Annotated in this window: 15 protein-coding genes, 1 pseudogene and 1 riboswitch; of the genes and pseudogenes, 10 read left to right on the forward strand and 6 right to left on the reverse strand. The window is 38.7% G+C overall.

The genetic code is table 11. The features are described from left to right. Positions 1-40: 40 nt before the first annotated feature. Positions 41-733, forward strand: coding sequence for a cell division ATP-binding protein FtsE (ftsE, locus tag E0E02_RS03680; RefSeq protein WP_074481476.1), 693 nt, complete (start codon positions 41-43; stop codon positions 731-733). Next, positions 726-1,655 carry a permease-like cell division protein FtsX gene (gene ftsX, locus E0E02_RS03685; protein ID WP_039696556.1) on the forward strand — a complete coding sequence of 310 codons (930 nt, stop codon included), beginning with the start codon at positions 726-728 and terminating at the stop codon, positions 1,653-1,655. Before ftsE ends, ftsX begins: the two co-directional genes overlap by 8 nt. Positions 1,656-1,688: 33 nt before the next feature. On the opposite strand, the pseudogene E0E02_RS03690 reads toward ftsX, so the two are convergent. Together E0E02_RS03690 and E0E02_RS03695 are read right to left on the reverse strand one after the other, a co-directional pair. Continuing rightward, positions 1,689-2,407: pseudogene (locus tag E0E02_RS03690) on the reverse strand (alpha/beta hydrolase). Next, positions 2,404-3,045 (reverse strand): MBL fold metallo-hydrolase, encoded by a 642-nt coding sequence (locus E0E02_RS03695; RefSeq protein ID WP_133017874.1) that lies wholly within the window; start codon positions 3,043-3,045, stop codon positions 2,404-2,406. The pseudogene E0E02_RS03690 and the gene E0E02_RS03695 overlap by 4 nt, the downstream one beginning before the upstream one ends. Before the next feature lie 125 nt (positions 3,046-3,170). Here E0E02_RS03695 and E0E02_RS03700 point away from each other — a divergent pair, with 125 nt between their 5' ends. The 6 genes from E0E02_RS03700 (at position 3,171) to E0E02_RS03725 (ending at position 9,630) form a co-directional block, all read left to right on the forward strand. Next, entirely contained in the window at positions 3,171-5,654 is a 2,484-nt protein-coding gene (locus tag E0E02_RS03700) for a bifunctional DnaQ family exonuclease/ATP-dependent helicase (RefSeq protein WP_133017875.1), read from the forward strand. A gap of 30 nt (positions 5,655-5,684) precedes the next feature. After that, positions 5,685-6,155 (forward strand): DUF5590 domain-containing protein, encoded by a 471-nt coding sequence (locus E0E02_RS03705; protein WP_074560656.1) that lies wholly within the window; start codon positions 5,685-5,687, stop codon positions 6,153-6,155. Beyond that, positions 6,152-7,333, forward strand: a complete 1,182-nt coding sequence (locus tag E0E02_RS03710) for a pyridoxal phosphate-dependent aminotransferase (protein ID WP_074564087.1) — start codon at positions 6,152-6,154, stop codon at positions 7,331-7,333. The genes E0E02_RS03705 and E0E02_RS03710 overlap by 4 nt, the downstream gene beginning before the upstream one ends. 1 nt (position 7,334) lies before the next feature. Continuing rightward, positions 7,335-7,778 (forward strand): protease inhibitor I42 family protein, encoded by a 444-nt coding sequence (locus tag E0E02_RS03715; protein ID WP_133017876.1) that lies wholly within the window; start codon positions 7,335-7,337, stop codon positions 7,776-7,778. A gap of 18 nt (positions 7,779-7,796) precedes the next feature. Then, the gene (asnS, locus tag E0E02_RS03720; protein ID WP_039696562.1) at positions 7,797-9,143 is read left to right on the forward strand and encodes an asparagine--tRNA ligase; all 1,347 of its coding nucleotides are present in this window, start codon (positions 7,797-7,799) and stop codon (positions 9,141-9,143) included. Positions 9,144-9,345: 202 nt separating this feature from the next. Next, a complete protein-coding gene (locus E0E02_RS03725; RefSeq protein WP_074965161.1) occupies positions 9,346-9,630 on the forward strand; it encodes a hypothetical protein in 285 nt (94 codons plus the stop codon). A 36-nt stretch (positions 9,631-9,666) separates the two neighbouring features. Here the strand turns inward: E0E02_RS03725 and E0E02_RS03730 are convergent, their stop codons facing one another. Then, positions 9,667-10,224, reverse strand: a complete 558-nt coding sequence (locus E0E02_RS03730) for an ECF transporter S component (protein WP_133017877.1) — start codon at positions 10,222-10,224, stop codon at positions 9,667-9,669. 3 nt (positions 10,225-10,227) lie between these two features. Next, the gene (locus E0E02_RS03735) at positions 10,228-11,211 is read right to left on the reverse strand and encodes a nucleoside hydrolase (RefSeq protein ID WP_133017878.1); all 984 of its coding nucleotides are present in this window, start codon (positions 11,209-11,211) and stop codon (positions 10,228-10,230) included. A 109-nt stretch (positions 11,212-11,320) separates the two neighbouring features. Further along, positions 11,321-11,364, reverse strand: a riboswitch (PreQ1 riboswitch). A gap of 156 nt (positions 11,365-11,520) precedes the next feature. On the opposite strand from E0E02_RS03735, the gene E0E02_RS03740 reads away from it, so the two are divergent. After that, positions 11,521-11,901, forward strand: coding sequence for a RidA family protein (locus tag E0E02_RS03740; RefSeq protein ID WP_006532694.1), 381 nt, complete (start codon positions 11,521-11,523; stop codon positions 11,899-11,901). Positions 11,902-11,978: 77 nt separating this feature from the next. Here E0E02_RS03740 and E0E02_RS09550 read toward each other — a convergent pair whose 3' ends face one another. Further along, positions 11,979-14,555, reverse strand: a complete 2,577-nt coding sequence (locus E0E02_RS09550; protein ID WP_346503559.1) for an acyl-CoA dehydratase activase-related protein — start codon at positions 14,553-14,555, stop codon at positions 11,979-11,981. Positions 14,556-14,567: 12 nt separating this feature from the next. Beyond that, complete coding sequence (locus tag E0E02_RS09555) at positions 14,568-16,349, reverse strand: acyl-CoA dehydratase activase (protein ID WP_346503581.1); 1,782 nt, start codon at positions 16,347-16,349, stop codon at positions 14,568-14,570. A 296-nt stretch (positions 16,350-16,645) separates the two neighbouring features. Here E0E02_RS09555 and E0E02_RS03750 point away from each other — a divergent pair, with 296 nt between their 5' ends. Beyond that, positions 16,646-17,257: a TetR/AcrR family transcriptional regulator gene (locus E0E02_RS03750; RefSeq protein WP_039696567.1), complete on the forward strand. Its 612-nt coding sequence runs from the start codon at positions 16,646-16,648 to the stop codon at positions 17,255-17,257. Positions 17,258-17,262 lie beyond the last annotated feature (5 nt).

Consider the following 17,262-nt stretch of genomic DNA (forward strand, 5'->3'; position numbering starts at 1 on the left):
GTAAAATTTTAGGATAACAAAATCGTAAAGGAAAATACAAATGGCATTAATTGAAATGAAAGGTGTAACTAAAAAGTATCACCGCTCAACAACTGCTTTGAGAGATATCAATGTATCTGTCAACCCAGGTGAATTTGTTTATATTGTTGGTCCTTCTGGTGCTGGTAAATCAAGTTTCATTAAATTGCTTTACCGCGAAGAAAAAGTCTCTGCTGGAACACTTAAAGTTGGGGAATTTAACCTTACAAAAATGAAAAAACGTCAAATCCCAATTTTGCGTCGTAGCATTGGCGTTGTCTTCCAAGATTACAAACTTCTTCCTAAGAAGACTGTTTTTGAAAACGTTGCTTATGCCATGCAAGTAATTGGTGAAAAGCCACGTGAAATCAAAAAACGTGTGCCTGAAGTGCTTGAACTTGTCGGGCTTAAACACAAAATGCGTTCATTCCCTGATCAACTCTCTGGTGGTGAACAACAACGTGTGGCAATTGCGCGTGCCATCGTTAACAATCCAAAAGTTTTGATTGCTGACGAACCAACTGGTAACCTTGACCCAGAAATTTCTTGGGAAATCATGCAATTGTTAGAACGTATCAACCTTCAAGGAACAACCGTTCTAATGGCAACACACAACAAACAAATCGTTGATAACCTTCGCCATCGCGTTATCGCAATTGAAGAAGGACGTATTGTACGTGATGAAGAGGAAGGAGAATACGGATATAATGATTAGACACTTTTTCCGCCACTTATGGGAATCTATTAAAAGTTTAAAACGAAACATCTGGATGACCATTGCATCAGTCAGCTCAGTTGCGATTACATTGACACTTGTTGGTATTTTTGCAGCTGTGCTCTTGAACGTTGAAAAAATTGCTCAAGGTATTGAAAATAATATTCAAATTAGTGTTTATTTGGATGTTAACTCTGCTGATAATTCAGAAACAAAAACAAATGAAGTTGGTGAAACTGTTCAAAATGATGCTTATCACCAAGTTTATGACCAAATCAATGCACTTTCTGGTGTTAAATCAGTTACTTTCTCAAGTAAAGATGACCAATTAGCTAAGTTGAAAGAAACATATGGTGATGACTGGGCAATGTTTGATGGAGATTCAAATCCATTGCAAGATGTTTACGTTGTAGAAGCGACATCAGCATCAAAAGTTAAGAAAGTAGCTAATAAAATTTCTAAAATTGAAGGTGTTGAATCAGTTAACTATGGTGGTTCAAACTCAGATCAACTCTTCAAGATTTCTAAATTTATCCGCACATGGGGAGTTGCAGGTACTGTTCTTCTCGTTGTTGTAGCTATTTTCTTGATTTCAAATACGATTCGTATGACTATCATGTCTCGTCACCGTGATATTGAAATCATGCGTTTGGTTGGTGCGAAGAACTCTTATATCCGTGGCCCATTCTTCTTTGAAGGTGCTTGGGTTGGTTTGCTTGGGGCAATTGTTCCATCAATCATCATTTACTTTGGCTATAAGGCTGTTTACGCATCAGTAAATCCACAATTTGAAGTACAAGGATTGACTCTATATCCTGCGGATACATTCCTTCCAATGATTATTGGTGGTATGTTCGTTGTGGGTATTCTTATTGGATCACTTGGTTCAGTTATCTCAATGAGACGTTATCTTAAAATTTAATAAAAAAGCAACTTCTGATTTTCAGAAGTTGTTTTAATTTATAAAGCTTGTAATAGCTGTAGCAATTTCTTTTTCTTGTTCTTTTTGAGAAATACTTGCTTTTCCGTCTTTTGCTTGGTGACCATAATCTCCAAATTCGCTGTGATTACCTCCAGAGATATTGACGTATTTTGTATCTTGCGGAAGTCTCTTTTTAGCTTTGTTATACTGGTTCCATTTAAGGATTTTATCTTTGCTAGCTGTGATTGAGAGAACTTTTAGCTTGTCTTTTGATAAGTCTGTTTTCTCACTTGGATAGCTTGCAAGAAGAATTAAACCAGTAACGTTTGTTTTGGCTGCATCAGCGTTCATGCAGGCAACAACGCCACCTAGTGAGTGCCCAGCAAGGTAGACATTTTTTAAGTTTTTTTCTTTGATGACGGCTAAAGCTTTTTTACTCGATAGCACAGGTAGATTTAGGGGTGCTTTCAAGATGTAAACATTATATCCTGATTCGGCTAAATCATTTGCTAAATTAGCGTAGGCTTTTTCCTCAACGAGAGCACCTTGGTAAAAGATAATAGTTGCTTTTGCGCTTTCTTTACTTTCAAAGAGTAGATAGTCCAGTCCTTTGTGATTTTAGCGGATTTAGCAGCTGCCATAGAACTTTGATGCGCTTGGTAGGTTTTATAACGAATAAAACCAAGGCCTAGAACAAGCAGAGTTGTTAAACAAACTAAAAAGTAGAGTAGACATTTTTTAAGTTTTTTCATAGTGTGTTAAAATACGGGTTAAAATTCTTTTCATGTGCAATAGTCGTTTCACGACCATGACCAGGGTATACGGTGAAGTGATTTGGAAGACTAAAGAGTTCAGTTTTGATACTATTTAGTAATTGTTCTGCGTTACCAGTTGGCAAATCAGTTCGTCCAATGGTTTCACGAAAGAGCGCATCACCAGTGAGAACAAGGTCATCATCAGGGAAAACTAGCGAAACACTTCCCCATGAATGTCCTGGTGTTTGACGTGCTTGAAAACGAAAACCAGCTAATACATAATCTTCTTGATATTGAAAGTGGTACTCGGCAGGTTTTAAAATCACATCATCCATGTCAGCATGACGGTCTAAGCCTGAGAAATTATCTTTGGGTGAATAAAGCCAAGGCGCTTCTTTTTCAGAGATATAAACAGGAGGCTGTCCAAAAGCATCACGAATCACATCAAGCCCCATAATATGGTCATAATGAGCGTGTGTGATTAAGATAGCAGCTACGGGTTTATCAATAGCCGTAATTTTTTCTTTAATTTTATCTGTATTGCTACCAGGGTCAACAACAATGATAGCTTGGTCATTGACCAATAAGTAGGTATTTTCACGTGCAACGTGGTTTAATAATCTAAAAATCTTCATAAAAAAAGTGTATCAAAAAAGTCTTTAAAAGTCATACAATCTCTTTTGCCAAACGCAATTTTTTCGCTATCTTATTTTTGGGATTAGGTGAATGTGGGCTTTAAAAATGGTATAATTTAAATGTTATGATGCAAGTTAATTCTCAAAAATATGCTGTTGTGGATTTGGAGGCAACGGGTGCCCACGCAATGGCAGAAATTATTCAGGTTGGCATTGTCATTATTGAAAATAATCAGATTGTGAAGACCTATCAAACGGATGTTAATCCGCACGAGGCCTTAACTGAACACATTATTCATTTAACAGGGATAACAGATGAGCAATTGGCAAAAGCGCCAGATTTTTCACAAGTTGCTCAAGAAATTTATCACTTGATTTCGGACTGTGTATTTGTGGCTCACAATGTGAAATTTGATGCCAATCTTTTAGCAGAAAAATTATTCTTAGAAGGATACGAACTACGTACGCCGCTTGTCGATACGGTTGAGTTATCTCAAGTTTTCTATCCGACCCTTGAAAAATACACGCTAGGTCACCTAGCAGATGTTTTACAACTTGATTTGACGGATGCTCACACAGCGATTTCGGATGCTTATGCAACAGCTCAGCTATTGTTGAAGCTAAAAGAAAAAATGGAGAGTTTGCCAAAAGAATTGCTAGAACAACTCTTACCTTTTTCTGATAATCTCTTATTTGAAACGGGGATGTTGGTTGAGGAGAGCTTTAAAAAAGCGAAAGTCATGTCAAAAAAAGACTACCTAGAAGTTGGTGGCTTGATTTTACGACGTGCTAAAGCCATTGGCAGTGAACGTAAGTTGTCTGATGATTTTGAGTTAAATATGGCACTTCTAGGCTTGGATGCGCGTGAGAAGCAGAGCCGATTTGCTCAAATGGTTAAAGATGATTTTCAAAGTTCAAAAATCTCATTCTTAGAAGCTCAGGCTGGTCTCGGAAAAACTTATGGCTATCTTTTGCCACTTTTGCAGCTAGCACAAGATGAGCAAATTATTGTTTCAGTGCCAACAAAGATTTTACAAGACCAAATCATGGCTAATGAAGCTAAAAAGATTCAAGAAGTCTTTAACATTTCTTGCCAATCCATCAAAGGACCTGGCAACTATATTAAGTTGGATTCTTTTGCGGAAACCTTGCACCGAGAAGGGGACAATCGCCTAGTTAATCGTTATAAGATGCAATTGCTTGTCTGGTTAACAGAAACTTTAACGGGAGATTTGGATGAAATCAGACAGAAGCAGCGTTTTGAGGCTTATTTTGAACAGATTAAGCATGATGGTAATCTGAGTGAAAAATCCTTGTATAAGGATGTCGATTTTTGGAATCGTACTTATGAAAATGCTAAGCATAGTAAGCTTTTAATTATTAATCATGCGTATTTCTTAGAACGTGTTCAAGATGATAAGGCTTTTGCGGCTAAGAAAATTTTGGTATTTGACGAAGCGCAAAAATTGATTTTGAACCTAGAACAATTTTCACGACGTCGTGTTAATGTAACGCAATTGGTTCAAAAACTTGAAAAGCATTTGGATGCTGCCCTGCCAACGCTTGAAAAACGTTTGATTGAGAGTCTTTCTTTCCAATTGAGTCATCTTGCCACACGTTTTTATCAAAATCAAGAAATTTATGTGACGACAGAAGATGCTCACCGAGTAGAACAAGCTGCTAAAGAGTTGCTTGCTCTTAATCCTGAGTGGCGTTATCTGTGCTTGGAAGATTTGTTATCCTTATTTGCACAGCCATTTACGGATTTTTGGTTTGAGACAAGTTATGAAAATGAAAAACGTCAGACCTATTTGAATGCAAGTAGTGATGAACTCTTGAATTTTCAAGAATTCTTGCCAGAAACACGCAAGACTTACATGGTTTCTGCGACACTGCACATCAGTCCGCAGGTTAGTCTTGCAGATTTGCTTGGTTTTGAGCAGTACCATTACATGAGCATTGAGCGAGACAAGCAAACGTCACAACGTATTTGGATTGATGAAGAAATGCCAAATGTTGCTGAAATTTCAGATGAAGCATACGCTGATGCGATTGCTGAGCGAATTTATCAGATTAGGCAATTAGATGAGCAAATGCTAGTGTTATTTAACTCTAAGAAAGCCATGTTTGACGTTTCTGAACGTTTGGATAAGGTGGAGCTTCATCATCTGACACAAGAGAAAAACGGGACAGCTTACAATGTTAAGCGTCGTTTTGAACGCGGTGAAAGTCATATTTTACTTGGGACTGGTGCTTTCTGGGAAGGTGTGGATTTTGTACAATCCGATAAAATGATTGAGGTCATTACACGTTTACCATTTGAAAATCCAAAAGATTTATTCGTTCAGAAAATCAGTAATCATTTGCTAGCGCAAGCTAAATCACCGTTCAATGATTATTCTTTACCATTGGCTATTTTAAAACTAAAACAAGCTATTGGAAGAACCATGAGACGTGAAAATCAACGTTCGGCTGTGCTTTTGCTTGACCCACGAATTTTGACAAAATCATACGGAAAAATTATCAGTGATGCTTTATCTGAAGAATTTTACATTTCTCATCAAAAATTTTCAAAGAGTCTCACTGAAATAAAGAATTTTCTGCTATAATAAAAGAGATAAACAAAAAGGGAGAAGTAAATGAAAAAATTAACACCAGTAAAACAGTATTTACTTGGTTTTAGCTTGATTTTATTAGTTCTCTTGCTTTCTGCTGCGACTGTTTTGGATTTAGCGATTCAGCCAAAACGAAGAGCGGAAAAACTGGCGACCCAAGTAGCCATTGAAAAAGCTGATTTGGTTCAAACGTCTTCTGTTGACCTTTACAATGGTTCTAAGACATACTATAGTGTTTTTGGAACGACAGCATCAGGTGATCAGAAGATTGTTGCTGTAGGTGAAGACAATGGTAAGGTATTTGTCTATTCTGTAAACGATGGGATTAGTCGTAAACAAGCTGAGCAAGTAGCTGCAGCAAATGGGGCGACTGGTATTTCAAAAGTTGTTTATGGAATTGATGGTAAGACCCCAATTTGGGAAGTCACAGCTACTGATGGTTATTATCTTGTGAATTTTGAAACAAGTGAGCTCGTGAAGAAGGAGGGCATATGACAAACTTATCAAATCGCGTGTTGAACATGGAAGAAAGTGTGACTTTAGCAGCGAGTGCGCGTGCCAAAGCCTTGAAAGCGCAAGGACGTGATATTTTATCACTAACATTGGGAGAACCTGATTTTGTAACTCCTAAGAATATCCAAGATGCAGCAGTTGAAGCTATTCAAAATGGTAAAGCAAGCTTCTACACTGTCGCTTCTGGTCTTCCAGAATTGAAGGATGCAATCAACAATTACATGGAAAATTTCTACGGTTACTCAGTTAATCGTAATCAAGTGGTTGTTGCAACAGGTGCTAAATACATTCTTTATACTTTCTTTACAACTGTTCTTAATCCAGGCGATGAGGTTATTATTCCAACACCATGTTGGGTGTCTTATGTCGATCAAGTTAAAATGGTTGATGGTGTTCCTGTAACAGTTGCGACAACTGAAGCAAATGACTTCAAAGCTACTGTAGAACAACTTGAAGCTGCTCGTACAGATAAAACAAAAGTTCTTTTATTGAATTCACCATCTAATCCAACTGGTATGATTTACAGCCGTGATGAATTAGAAGCAATTGGTAATTGGGCTGTTGAACACAATATCTTAATCTTGGCAGACGATATTTATGGTCGTTTGGTATATAATGGAAATGAATTCACACCAATTTCAACAATTTCTGAAGCTATCAGAAATCAAACAGTTGTTGTAAATGGTACTTCAAAAACTTATGCTATGACTGGTTGGCGTGTTGGTTTTGCGGTTGGTAATGAAGAAATCATCTCAGGTATGGCAAAAGTTATCAGCCAAACCACTTCAAACTTAACGGCAGTGTCACAATACGCAGCAATTGAAGCATTTACTGGTTCACAAGATTCTATTGAAGTTATGCGTAAGGCTTTCGAAGAACGTCTTAATACCATTTATCCATTGCTTTGCGAAGTTCCTGGTTTTGAAGTGATTAAACCTCAAGGTGCTTTCTATCTTTTCCCTAACGTGAAAAAAGCGATGGAAATGAAAGGCTTCACTGATGTGACTGCTTTTACAACAGCTATTCTTGAAGAGGCAGAAGTAGCTCTTGTTACTGGTGCTGGTTTCGGTGCTCCTGAGAATGTTCGTTTGAGCTATGCGACTGATATGGATACTTTGAAAGAAGCTGTAAGACGTTTGAAAGCATTCATGGAAAAATAAGATGTCCAAAAAACGAAAACTTATTATTGCATTAGTTGCTTTTTCAGGAATTGTTGCAGTTGGACTTGGCATTCATTTTAAACCAACTTCCCCAGAATTAACCAAACTGGGGGATTACTCGGTTACTTCCAAGGGCATGCGTTTTGAGATTGATCTGGCTAGCAACAGCACGACTGGTTATTGTTGGACTGCCAGTGATGTGGATAAGGAAAATTGCACCTTAGATGATATTGTTTATCAAGCTTATCCTAGTAAAGACAATCGAGTCGGGTCTGGTGGCTACAGTCGTGTGACCGGAAAAGTCAAAAAAGCTGGTCAGACGCAATTTCATTTAACCTATTGCCAAGATTGGGAAGGCGGTAAAAAAGAATTGACTTACCGCGTAACTATCAGTAGCTCTAAAACTAAAATTAATAAGATTAAACTGACAAAAGTGTCAGAGTAATATTTGAAAAGAGGAATTATGTCTAAAGATTACGTATCAATTATTGATGTTAAAGATCATGTTGGTGAAGAAGTCACAATTGGGGCTTGGGTAGCTAACAAATCAGGAAAAGGAAAAATTGCTTTCTTACAACTTCGTGATGGGACAGCATTCTTCCAAGCAGTTGCTTTCAAACCAAACTTTATCGAAAAATACGGTGAAGAAGAAGGAACTGAAAAATTCAATACAATTAAACACCTTAGCCAAGAAACTTCTATCCTTATCACTGGTATCGTTAAAGAAGATTCACGTTCAAAATTTGGTTACGAACTTGATGTGACTGACCTTAAAATCGTTGGTCATTCAGAAGATTACCCAATCACTCCAAAAGAACACGGTACTGATTTCTTGATGGATCACCGTCACTTGTGGTTGCGTTCACGTAAACAAATGGCTATCATGCAAATCCGTAACGCTATCATCTACGCTACATATGATTTCTTTGATAAAAATGGTTTCATCAAATTTGATAGCCCAATCTTGTCAGGAAACGCTGCTGAAGATTCAACAGAATTGTTTGAAACTGACTACTTTGGTACACCTGCTTACTTGAGCCAATCAGGTCAATTGTACCTTGAAGCTGGTGCTATGGCACTTGGTCGTGTCTTTGACTTTGGTCCTGTATTCCGTGCTGAAAAATCAAAAACTCGTCGTCACTTGACTGAGTTCTGGATGATGGATGCTGAATATTCATTCCTATCACACGAAGAATCTCTTGATCTTCAAGAAGCTTATGTTAAAGCACTTATCCAAGGTGTTCTTGACCGTGCTCCACAAGCTCTTGAAATCTTGGAACGTGATGTTGATTTGCTTAAAAAATACATTGCAGAACCATTCAAACGTGTTTCTTACGATGATGCTATCGATCTTCTTCAAGAACACGAAAACGATGAAGATGCTGATTATGAACACCTAGAACACGGAGATGACTTTGGTTCACCACACGAAACTTGGATTTCAAACTACTTTGGTGTGCCAACATTTGTTATCAACTACCCAGCAAGCTTCAAAGCCTTCTATATGAAACCAGTTCCTGGTAACCCAGAACGCGTCTTGTGTGCTGACCTTCTTGCACCAGAAGGATACGGAGAAATCATCGGTGGTTCAGTTCGTGAAGATGACTACGATACACTTGTTGCTAAAATGGATGCTCTTGGTATGGATAAATCAGAATATGAATTCTACCTTGACCTTCGTAAATACGGTTCAGTGCCACACGCTGGATTCGGTATTGGTATCGAACGTATGGTAACATTCGTAGCTGGAACTAAACACATTCGTGAAGCTATTCCATTCCCACGTATGCTACACCGCATTAAACCTTAGAAAGCTAGTCAGTTAGTCAGTCCTTTAGCTAAGTTCCAATAGGGCTTAGCGTGTCAAATCAGCGGAGCGAAGTGAGGCGAGATTTGACTAAGGAGTGGTATTAAACCTTAATAAATATTATTAAAGCCTGAACTTTTGTGTTCAGGCTTTTTAAGTTTATTTAAGAAATGTTTGCTAAAATCTCTCATGAGAGGTGATTAACATGATAACTTATATCGCGAAAATTACCTTTTTTGATAAGACATTTTGTATTGCACTAGACCTAAAAAGGGTGTCTCACCCGCTTCTAGAACAGATTAAACGACAAGTAGGTTTAGTTGAGCATGATTTACAAATCTGGCAAGAAACTCTTTCAGATAGCTTTAAAAGCTTAGCAAGAGATACTTTCTTTAGTAAAACGTTTTTTATCAGAGCTTTGCAGGAACACTTTTCAGATTTAGGGAAGCATGAGGCAATTGCTTCGATTACTTGCCAGACCTTGACATAAGTTAAAATCCCAGCCTAATTGGTTGGGATTTTTGTTTTAGTTTTTAGCAGTCATAAGGTTTGGCGCAAAAGTTTTGAGTGATTTGATGATAGCAAGCACCAAAGCAAGGCTAATAAGACGGTCAGCGTAATCAGTAATGGCTTGAACCAAGACTAAGCTCGCTGTCATGTCAATGCCTAAGCCGTGAAGAATTTGTGCCAAGATACCAGAACCACTTGAAGTGATACCATGGAAAAGAATGACTGTGATACTTGATGAAACAACTGTTCCAGGAAGTGAGACAAGTAAGCTTTTCCAGACTAAGTCTTTTGATTTGCTTGTTTCTTTAACTAAGAAACCTGTAATAAAAGCAGCTACGATAGCTACAGGTGCAAAGTAAATAGCAAAGATATCAGTCGTCATCCAGCTGATTAATGCGCTGACAATAGCAGCACCAGCACCAAGCCATGGTCCAAAGACCACAGCGACTAACAATGTTCCAATCATATCAAGGTAAATTGGCAGACGTAAGAATAAAGCGATATTTGCGCCAATATAGTTAATTGCAATGGCAATTGCCATAAAAGAAATGATACGAATTGATGAATTTTTCATAATTTAACTTTCTAACTTTAGATTTTTGAGATCATCTTGAATGATGTCTTTTTGTGCATCTAAAAGTACGGTTAGAAAATCTTCCCAGAATAGGCTTGGGTTAACCTGAGTCAAAATAGTACTGTTCTTAGGTTTGTGGTAAAAATCGTATTGATCGACGACAGTTTGCCCAATAGCGATGCCGTCAGTAACAACATCAGTGTAAGCGTCAAATCCTGAGCAGACCTCGCTGTTGACAAAATATGCCAATGCAAGAGGGTCATTAATCACACAGCCAATGATATGTTCGTATTGCCAGTGGAAATCAAAATAAAAACGGGTAATTTTGGTGATGAATGCTGTCATTTCAGCGTTTATACGACTCATATATTCTAAATGGTTTGGTGTTAAGACAATATGGCGAGTGACATCGAGTCCAACCATTTCGACTTTGCGACCTAAACGTTCAAAAGTGATTTGTGCCGCATGAGGGTCACACCAGTAGTTGTATTCAGCAACAGGTGAACAATTGCCGTGTGATTTGAAATTTCCTCCCATGCTGACAAAACGGTGACAGTTTTCGCCGAGCTTAGGATTTAGTTCAAGAGCTTTTGCGATATTGGTTAACGGACCTAGGGCAATGATAGAAGTATCTGTAGGGGTTTTAAAGTAATCGGCTAAAAATTGCTCTGCTGACTTATCTTGAATATGAGGAGTGTGTTTGAGTTGGAAATTATTTTCGCCAAGCCCGTCCATACCATGAGTATCTTGGGCAGAAACGTAATCTCGTATTAGCGGTGTACTAGCTCCTTGGTAGACAGGAACATCTAGTCGATCAAGCAGCTCTAGGCTTGTAAAAGTATTTTTTACTCCGAGATCTGTTGGACAATTTCCAGCGACGATGGTGATTGCAACGACTTCTAAATTTGGATGTTTAAGGGCATAAAGTAGTGCAAGTGTATCGTCGATACCAGGATCACAATCGATAATAATTTTTTGCTTAGTCATCCTTTCCTCCTTTCTTAAAAATAATTATAGAAAATAAAAAATGACCTTGTTTTCTAAAAAACAAAGCCACTCAAAAAAGACGCTCAACAAAGAGCAGGTCTCAATTTGTAGATAGCTAGTTTTTTATTCTGGGAGTTTTCGAACCAGTCCAAAAGTAGTACTTTTGATTATGCACGCCTTCTATTATATAAACAAATCGCCTTTTTGTAAATATTTGAAAATAAATGCATTTTTATTTATTAATATGTTTCAATTTTCAGAATATTTTGTTATAATAATCCTAATCTATTTGAGAGAAGGTGAAAATTTATGGCGAAAACAATTCACACGGACAAAGCGCCAGCAGCAATTGGTCCTTACGTTCAAGGAAAAGTTGTTGGTAACTTCCTTTTTGCTTCAGGTCAAGTTCCTTTGTCACCTGAAACTGGTGAAGTTATTGGGACAAGCATTCAAGAACAAACCAAACAAGTCCTTAAAAATATTTCTGCGATTTTAGCAGAAGCAGGTACTGATTTTGACCATGTGGTTAAAACGACATGTTTCTTAAGCGACATGGATGACTTTGTTCCATTTAATGAAGTTTATGCTACGGCTTTTAAAGCTGATTTCCCAGCGCGCTCTGCTGTTGAAGTTGCTCGTTTGCCAAAAGACGTCAAGGTAGAAATTGAAGTCATCGCTTATCTCGACTAGATGTTCTCTTAATATTATTTGACACGAAAAAAGTTCGCTACTCTCTCGGCGAACTTTTTTCTATTGTGTTAAATTGATTAATTTGCTTTTTGCATTTTTTTGGCGGTTGTCATCATCAAACGAATACGGTTCAATTGGTTAACTTCTGATGAACCTGGGTCGTAATCGATTGGTGAGATATTGGCACCTTTGAATTGTCGGCGGAGTTCTTTTAACATCCCTTTTCCGACGATGTGGTTTGGAAGGCAACCAAATGGTTGAAGACAAACGATATTTTTAACACCGTTATTTAGTAATTCAATCATTTCACCAGTCAAGAACCAACCTTCACCAGTGTGGTTACCGATTGAAACGACTTTTTCAGCACCTTTAGCGATGTCATAGATTGACTCGATTCCATCGAAACGCTTAGATTTTTCAAGAGCTTTGTTCATTGGTTTTTCAAGAAGGTTGATGGCATCGATACCAAGTTTTGCTAGGCGTTTTGATTTTTGGCTCATGTTGAGCTCGTCAGCTTTCCAAATTTGGTTGAAGAGTGAGTAGTTCATAAAGCCAATCAAGTCTGGAACAACGGCTTCGCCACCTTCGTTTTCAATGATAGCGACAATGTCGTTGTTGGCTGTTGGAGCGTATTTGACAAGGATTTCTCCGACTACACCAACACGTGGTTTTTGACCGAAGTTGATAGTTTCAAGGTTATCAAAGTCTTTGATAATGCGTTTCATGTTGTGGTTGAATTCGAAGTAAGAGCCTGATTTGACATTCTTACGAGCGACTTCAAGCCATTTCTTGTATAAGGCATTGGCAGAACCAGGAACAGCTTCATAAGGACGAACGCGGTAAAGCACTCGTTCAAAAAGGTCACCATAGAGCACGCTGATAAGCAGACGTTTGACAAATGGTAAGGTTAAGTTCCAACCAGGTGTTTCTTCGGTACCTTGATTTCCCATAGAGACAGAAACCACAGGAATTTGAGGATAGCCAGCATCTTTTAAGGCTTTTCGCAAGAGCGGAATGTAGTTGGTTGCACGGCAACCTCCACCAGTTTGAGTCATCATGACGCTGGTATTGTTGAGGTCGTATTTACCACTTTGAAGTGCTTCAAGTAATTGTCCGATAGTGATGATAGCAGGGTAGCAAGCATCGTTATGGACAAATTTTAGACCGACATCAACAGCCTTTCTGTCCATAGCTGGGAGAATCACAACGTTGTAGCCAGCTTGTTTGAAGGCTTCTTCAATCAAACCATTTTGGTGAATTGGTGAAAGCATTGGCATGAGAAGGGTGTGTTTCTTCTTCATATCTTTTGTAAAGATAGGTTCTTTACTTTCTTCAACAGCTTGGCTGGTAAATTGTGGAGCTTGGTTGAAAATGTGACTGAGATTAGCTTTTTTAGCTTTCTTGTCACGTTCTTCAACAGCAGCTTTAAGAGAACGAAGACGAATGCGGATGGCACCGAGGTTGCTTCCTTCATCGATTTTTAGCACAGTGTAAAGTTTGTTGTGAGCTCGCATGATTTCCTCGACTTGGTCAGTTGTGACAGCATCAAGTCCGCAACCAAAGCTGTTTAATTGGACTAATTCAAGGTTAGGATTTTTAGAAACGACTTTAGCAGCAGCATAAAGTCGTGAGTGATAAACCCATTGGTTAACCACGCGCAAACCTGAAACTTCTTCAAGTCCAGCTACCATATCTTCTGTTAAAACGTGGAAACCTTCTTGGGTGATGATGTTAGCAATCCCGTGGTTGATTTCAGGGTCAAGGTGATATGGACGACCAGAAAGCACAATCGCTTTTTCATTGTTGAGGGCTAGCTTGCTAAGGAGCTCATCTGCCTTGTCTTGCAAATCTTTCTTGAAGTCAGCTAAGACTTGGTAACCATGTTCAACGGCTTCGCGAATATCAGCCTCTGTAATGTCATCATAATCAGCAAAGCTTTTGACAAGTGATTTGACAACAGATTCATGGTCGGCCAAGTTAACAAATGGATGGAAGTATTTGACCTCACCATTGCGGATAGGGTCCATGTTTTTTTCGATGACTTCTGGATAACTTTGGACGATTGGGCAGTTGTAGTGGTTAGGTGCTTTGCTATTTTCAATTTGTTCGTAAATGACACTAGGGTAGAAAATGGCGTCCACTTTGCGGTCGATTAAACTTTGAATGTGACCGTGCACCATTTTGGCAGGGTAACAAACCGTATCACTTGGGATGGTTTCGATTCCCTTTTCAAATAAACGTTTGTCTGATTTTGGTGAGATTTGAACACGAAACTTCAAGTCAGTAAGGACCGTGTGCCAAAGTGGGTAATTTTCGTACATGTTGAGCACACGTGGAACTCCAACGACACCGTGGACAGCGTCACGTTTTGAGAGTGCTTTAAATTTAAAGAGTTTTTTATATTTGTAATCAACCAGATTTTCTTTTTGGTTGCTGCGGTCGAATTTGATTTTAGTTACTTTTTCAGCACCGCGTTCGCAGCGGTTACCAGTAACGAATTTTGAGCCGTCGTTGAAGATGGTAACAGTCAGTGCACAGTTGTTTTCACACATGCCGCAACGAGTGAATTCTTTTTGAGTAGTAAATTGATCGAGTTCTTCAAGCCCCATCAAACTTGACTTAGTGCGATTGGCTGTAAGTGATGTTTCAGTCATGCAATCCCTCCTTTACTGTACCACGCTGACTTCAAGAGTAGCTTCTTGGTTGGCTAGTTCATCTTCGTATTTTTCTTTAGCGATAATAGCGCAGCCATAAGCTCCCATAAGTCCAGCAATGCTTGGTCGAACGACTTCGCGTTCGCTGACGAGTTCAAAGGCACGAAGAACAGCTTCATTGTAGAAAGTTCCACCTTGAACGACGATTTTCTCACCCAAATCTTCGGGACGTTTTAATTTGATAACTTTGTAAAGGGCGTTTTTGATGACAGAGTATGAAAGTCCTGCTGAAATATCAGCAACCGTAGCCCCTTCTTTTTGAACTTGTTTTACCTTAGAGTTCATAAAGACTGTGCAGCGTGAGCCGAGGTCAACGGGGTGCTTAGCAAGAAGAGCGACTTTGGCAAAATCTTTGACATCGTATTTAAGAGATTTGGCAAAGGTTTCAATAAATGAGCCGCAACCTGAAGAGCAAGCTTCGTTTAGTTGGATACTCGATAAAGCGCCATCGCGAACACTCATGGCTTTCATATCTTGACCACCAATATCAAGGATAAAATCAACTCCTGGGTTGAAGTAGTTAGCTGCTTTAAAGTGAGCAACGGTTTCAACTTCACCGTAGTCAACGTGAAGAGCAGCTTTAATCAAATTTTCACCATATCCAGTCACGCAAGAACGAGCAATGAAAGCATCTTCTGGCAATTGGTGGTAAAGTTCTTTTAGGATGGCAATGACATTTTCAAGAGGTTGCCCTTGGTTATTGCCGTAGTGTTGGAATAAAATAGCTCCTTTAGGATCTGTGAGGACAACTTTTGAAGTGGTTGATCCTGCATCGATACCAAGGAAAAGAGGCCCAGAAGCAGTGGTAATGTCTTTGTATTCAACGCTAGCTTCATCGTGACGGGCGCGCCAAGCATCCAGTTCAGCTTGATCTTTGAAAAGAACATCAAGAGTATTTTTAGGAACTAGGGATTTTGAAGTATTATTTTCTAAATTATGAATGATTCCAGATAAGTTGATTTGGGTTTGGTTCTCATCAAGAGCAGCTCCCATGGCAACGAAAAGTTGCGGATTTTCAGGGAAAATCACATGTTCTGGTTTGATATCAAGGGTTTCGATGAAACGCTTACGAAGTTCACTCATAAAAAAGAGCGGTCCACCAAGAAAGGCGATGTTTCCAGTGATTTTACGCCCAGAAGCTAATCCAGCAATGGTTTGATTGACAACAGCTTGGAAAATCGAAGCTGCAATGTCTTCTTTTCTGGCCCCTTCATTAATTAAGGGTTGGACGTCAGTTTTAGCAAATACCCCACAACGACTGGCAATTGGGTAAATGGTTTCGTAACCTTTGGCAAGTTCATTGACCCCGTTGGCATCTGTTTTTAAAAGTCCAGCCATTTGGTCGATGAAAGCTCCTGTACCGCCGGCACATGTTCCGTTCATGCGTTGTTCAAGAGTATCACCAAAGAAGGTCATTTTGGCATCTTCACCACCAAGTTCGATTACCACATCAGTTTGTGGAATGAATTTTTCAACGGTAGTAGTCGCAGCAATAACTTCTTGGACGAAAGGAATTTCAGCCACATCAGCTAAGCCCATACCCCCAGAACCAGTAATGGCAATACTGACAGTTTGGTCGCCAATTTCAGAAATAGCTTCATTTAAAACCTTGATAGTTGCTGTTTTGACGTCTGAAAAGTGACGCTCATAACGTGAAAATAGTAACTGATAATTATCGTCGAAAATGACAACTTTAACAGTGGTCGATCCGACATCTATACCTGCTTTATACATTAATAAAAAACCTAAAAGTGTTAGAAGGTAGTAGATAAATATCATTCCTAAAAATGACTCATTATCTAGCAACGAATAATGTAGTTACGTCGACAGTTCTTTAACACTATTTCAATCCTTTCTTACTTATCTCACACGCTGTTAATGTCACAACAGAATGTTGCTTATTCAACAGAGTGTTTGTTATAATAGTATTATAAAACACTCATTGTCAATTGCAATCGCTAATTTTTTAACTTGTGTTGTTTAAGCAACACATTCCCGACAATCTGTTGTTTATCTCGGAGGAATAGCTCATGAAACTTACTGATATTCGTTATTTGAGAACAGAAAAATTGATTTTTGATGCCTTTGCCAAACTTCTCAGCGAGAAACCTTATGAGAAAATTACAGTGCAAGATATTGCTGATGAGGCCATGATTAATCGTGCCACTTTTTATGCGCACTATGCTGATAAAGATGACCTTCAAAAAGGTATTCAACAACAAGTTCTAGAGCAAATGTCTGACATGATTGATGCAGCACAGATTACAAACGGTGAACGTGTAAAAGTTAAGCGAGCTGAGAAACTTTTAACGGAGTTTTATCATGGATTGGAAAAAAATGCTGCGATTGCTAAAATTGTTCTAAAAAGCATCTCTCAGGAAGTTATGCAAGAAGAATTTGGAAGTTTGGTACATGAAAAATACGACCATTTGCTTGCAAAACTAAATGTCACTGAATCTGGCGAGCAAGTGCCAACAGAATTTATCGTGGCCTATCTGACCAGTATTTTTTCAGGGACTTTACTTTGGTGGATTAAGTCAAATTTTTCAATGCCTGCAAAAGAACTAGCCCGCTTGGTTTTGACCTTGGTTAGTAACGGACACCTTACCGTTATGGGTGTCATCATCGACCGAGAAGATTAGCAGAA

Source organism: Streptococcus sp. KCJ4932 (assembly GCF_004352745.1).
Lineage (GTDB): Bacteria > Bacillota > Bacilli > Lactobacillales > Streptococcaceae > Streptococcus > Streptococcus ruminicola.

Coding starts and splice junctions, on each gene's coding strand:
- E0E02_RS03740 (WP_006532694.1), top strand. CDS start 11,521: ATGGCGAAAACAATTCACACGGACAAAGCGCCAGCAGCAATTGGTCCT.
- ftsE (WP_074481476.1), top strand. CDS start 41: ATGGCATTAATTGAAATGAAAGGTGTAACTAAAAAGTATCACCGCTCA.
- asnS (WP_039696562.1), top strand. CDS start 7,797: ATGTCTAAAGATTACGTATCAATTATTGATGTTAAAGATCATGTTGGT.
- E0E02_RS09555 (WP_346503581.1), bottom strand. CDS start 16,349: ATGTATAAAGCAGGTATAGATGTCGGATCGACCACTGTTAAAGTTGTC.
- E0E02_RS09550 (WP_346503559.1), bottom strand. CDS start 14,555: ATGACTGAAACATCACTTACAGCCAATCGCACTAAGTCAAGTTTGATG.
- E0E02_RS03710 (WP_074564087.1), top strand. CDS start 6,152: ATGACAAACTTATCAAATCGCGTGTTGAACATGGAAGAAAGTGTGACT.
- E0E02_RS03750 (WP_039696567.1), top strand. CDS start 16,646: ATGAAACTTACTGATATTCGTTATTTGAGAACAGAAAAATTGATTTTT.
- E0E02_RS03730 (WP_133017877.1), bottom strand. CDS start 10,224: ATGAAAAATTCATCAATTCGTATCATTTCTTTTATGGCAATTGCCATT.
- E0E02_RS03725 (WP_074965161.1), top strand. CDS start 9,346: ATGATAACTTATATCGCGAAAATTACCTTTTTTGATAAGACATTTTGT.
- E0E02_RS03715 (WP_133017876.1), top strand. CDS start 7,335: ATGTCCAAAAAACGAAAACTTATTATTGCATTAGTTGCTTTTTCAGGA.
- E0E02_RS03735 (WP_133017878.1), bottom strand. CDS start 11,211: ATGACTAAGCAAAAAATTATTATCGATTGTGATCCTGGTATCGACGAT.
- ftsX (WP_039696556.1), top strand. CDS start 726: ATGATTAGACACTTTTTCCGCCACTTATGGGAATCTATTAAAAGTTTA.
- E0E02_RS03705 (WP_074560656.1), top strand. CDS start 5,685: ATGAAAAAATTAACACCAGTAAAACAGTATTTACTTGGTTTTAGCTTG.
- E0E02_RS03700 (WP_133017875.1), top strand. CDS start 3,171: ATGATGCAAGTTAATTCTCAAAAATATGCTGTTGTGGATTTGGAGGCA.
- E0E02_RS03695 (WP_133017874.1), bottom strand. CDS start 3,045: ATGAAGATTTTTAGATTATTAAACCACGTTGCACGTGAAAATACCTAC.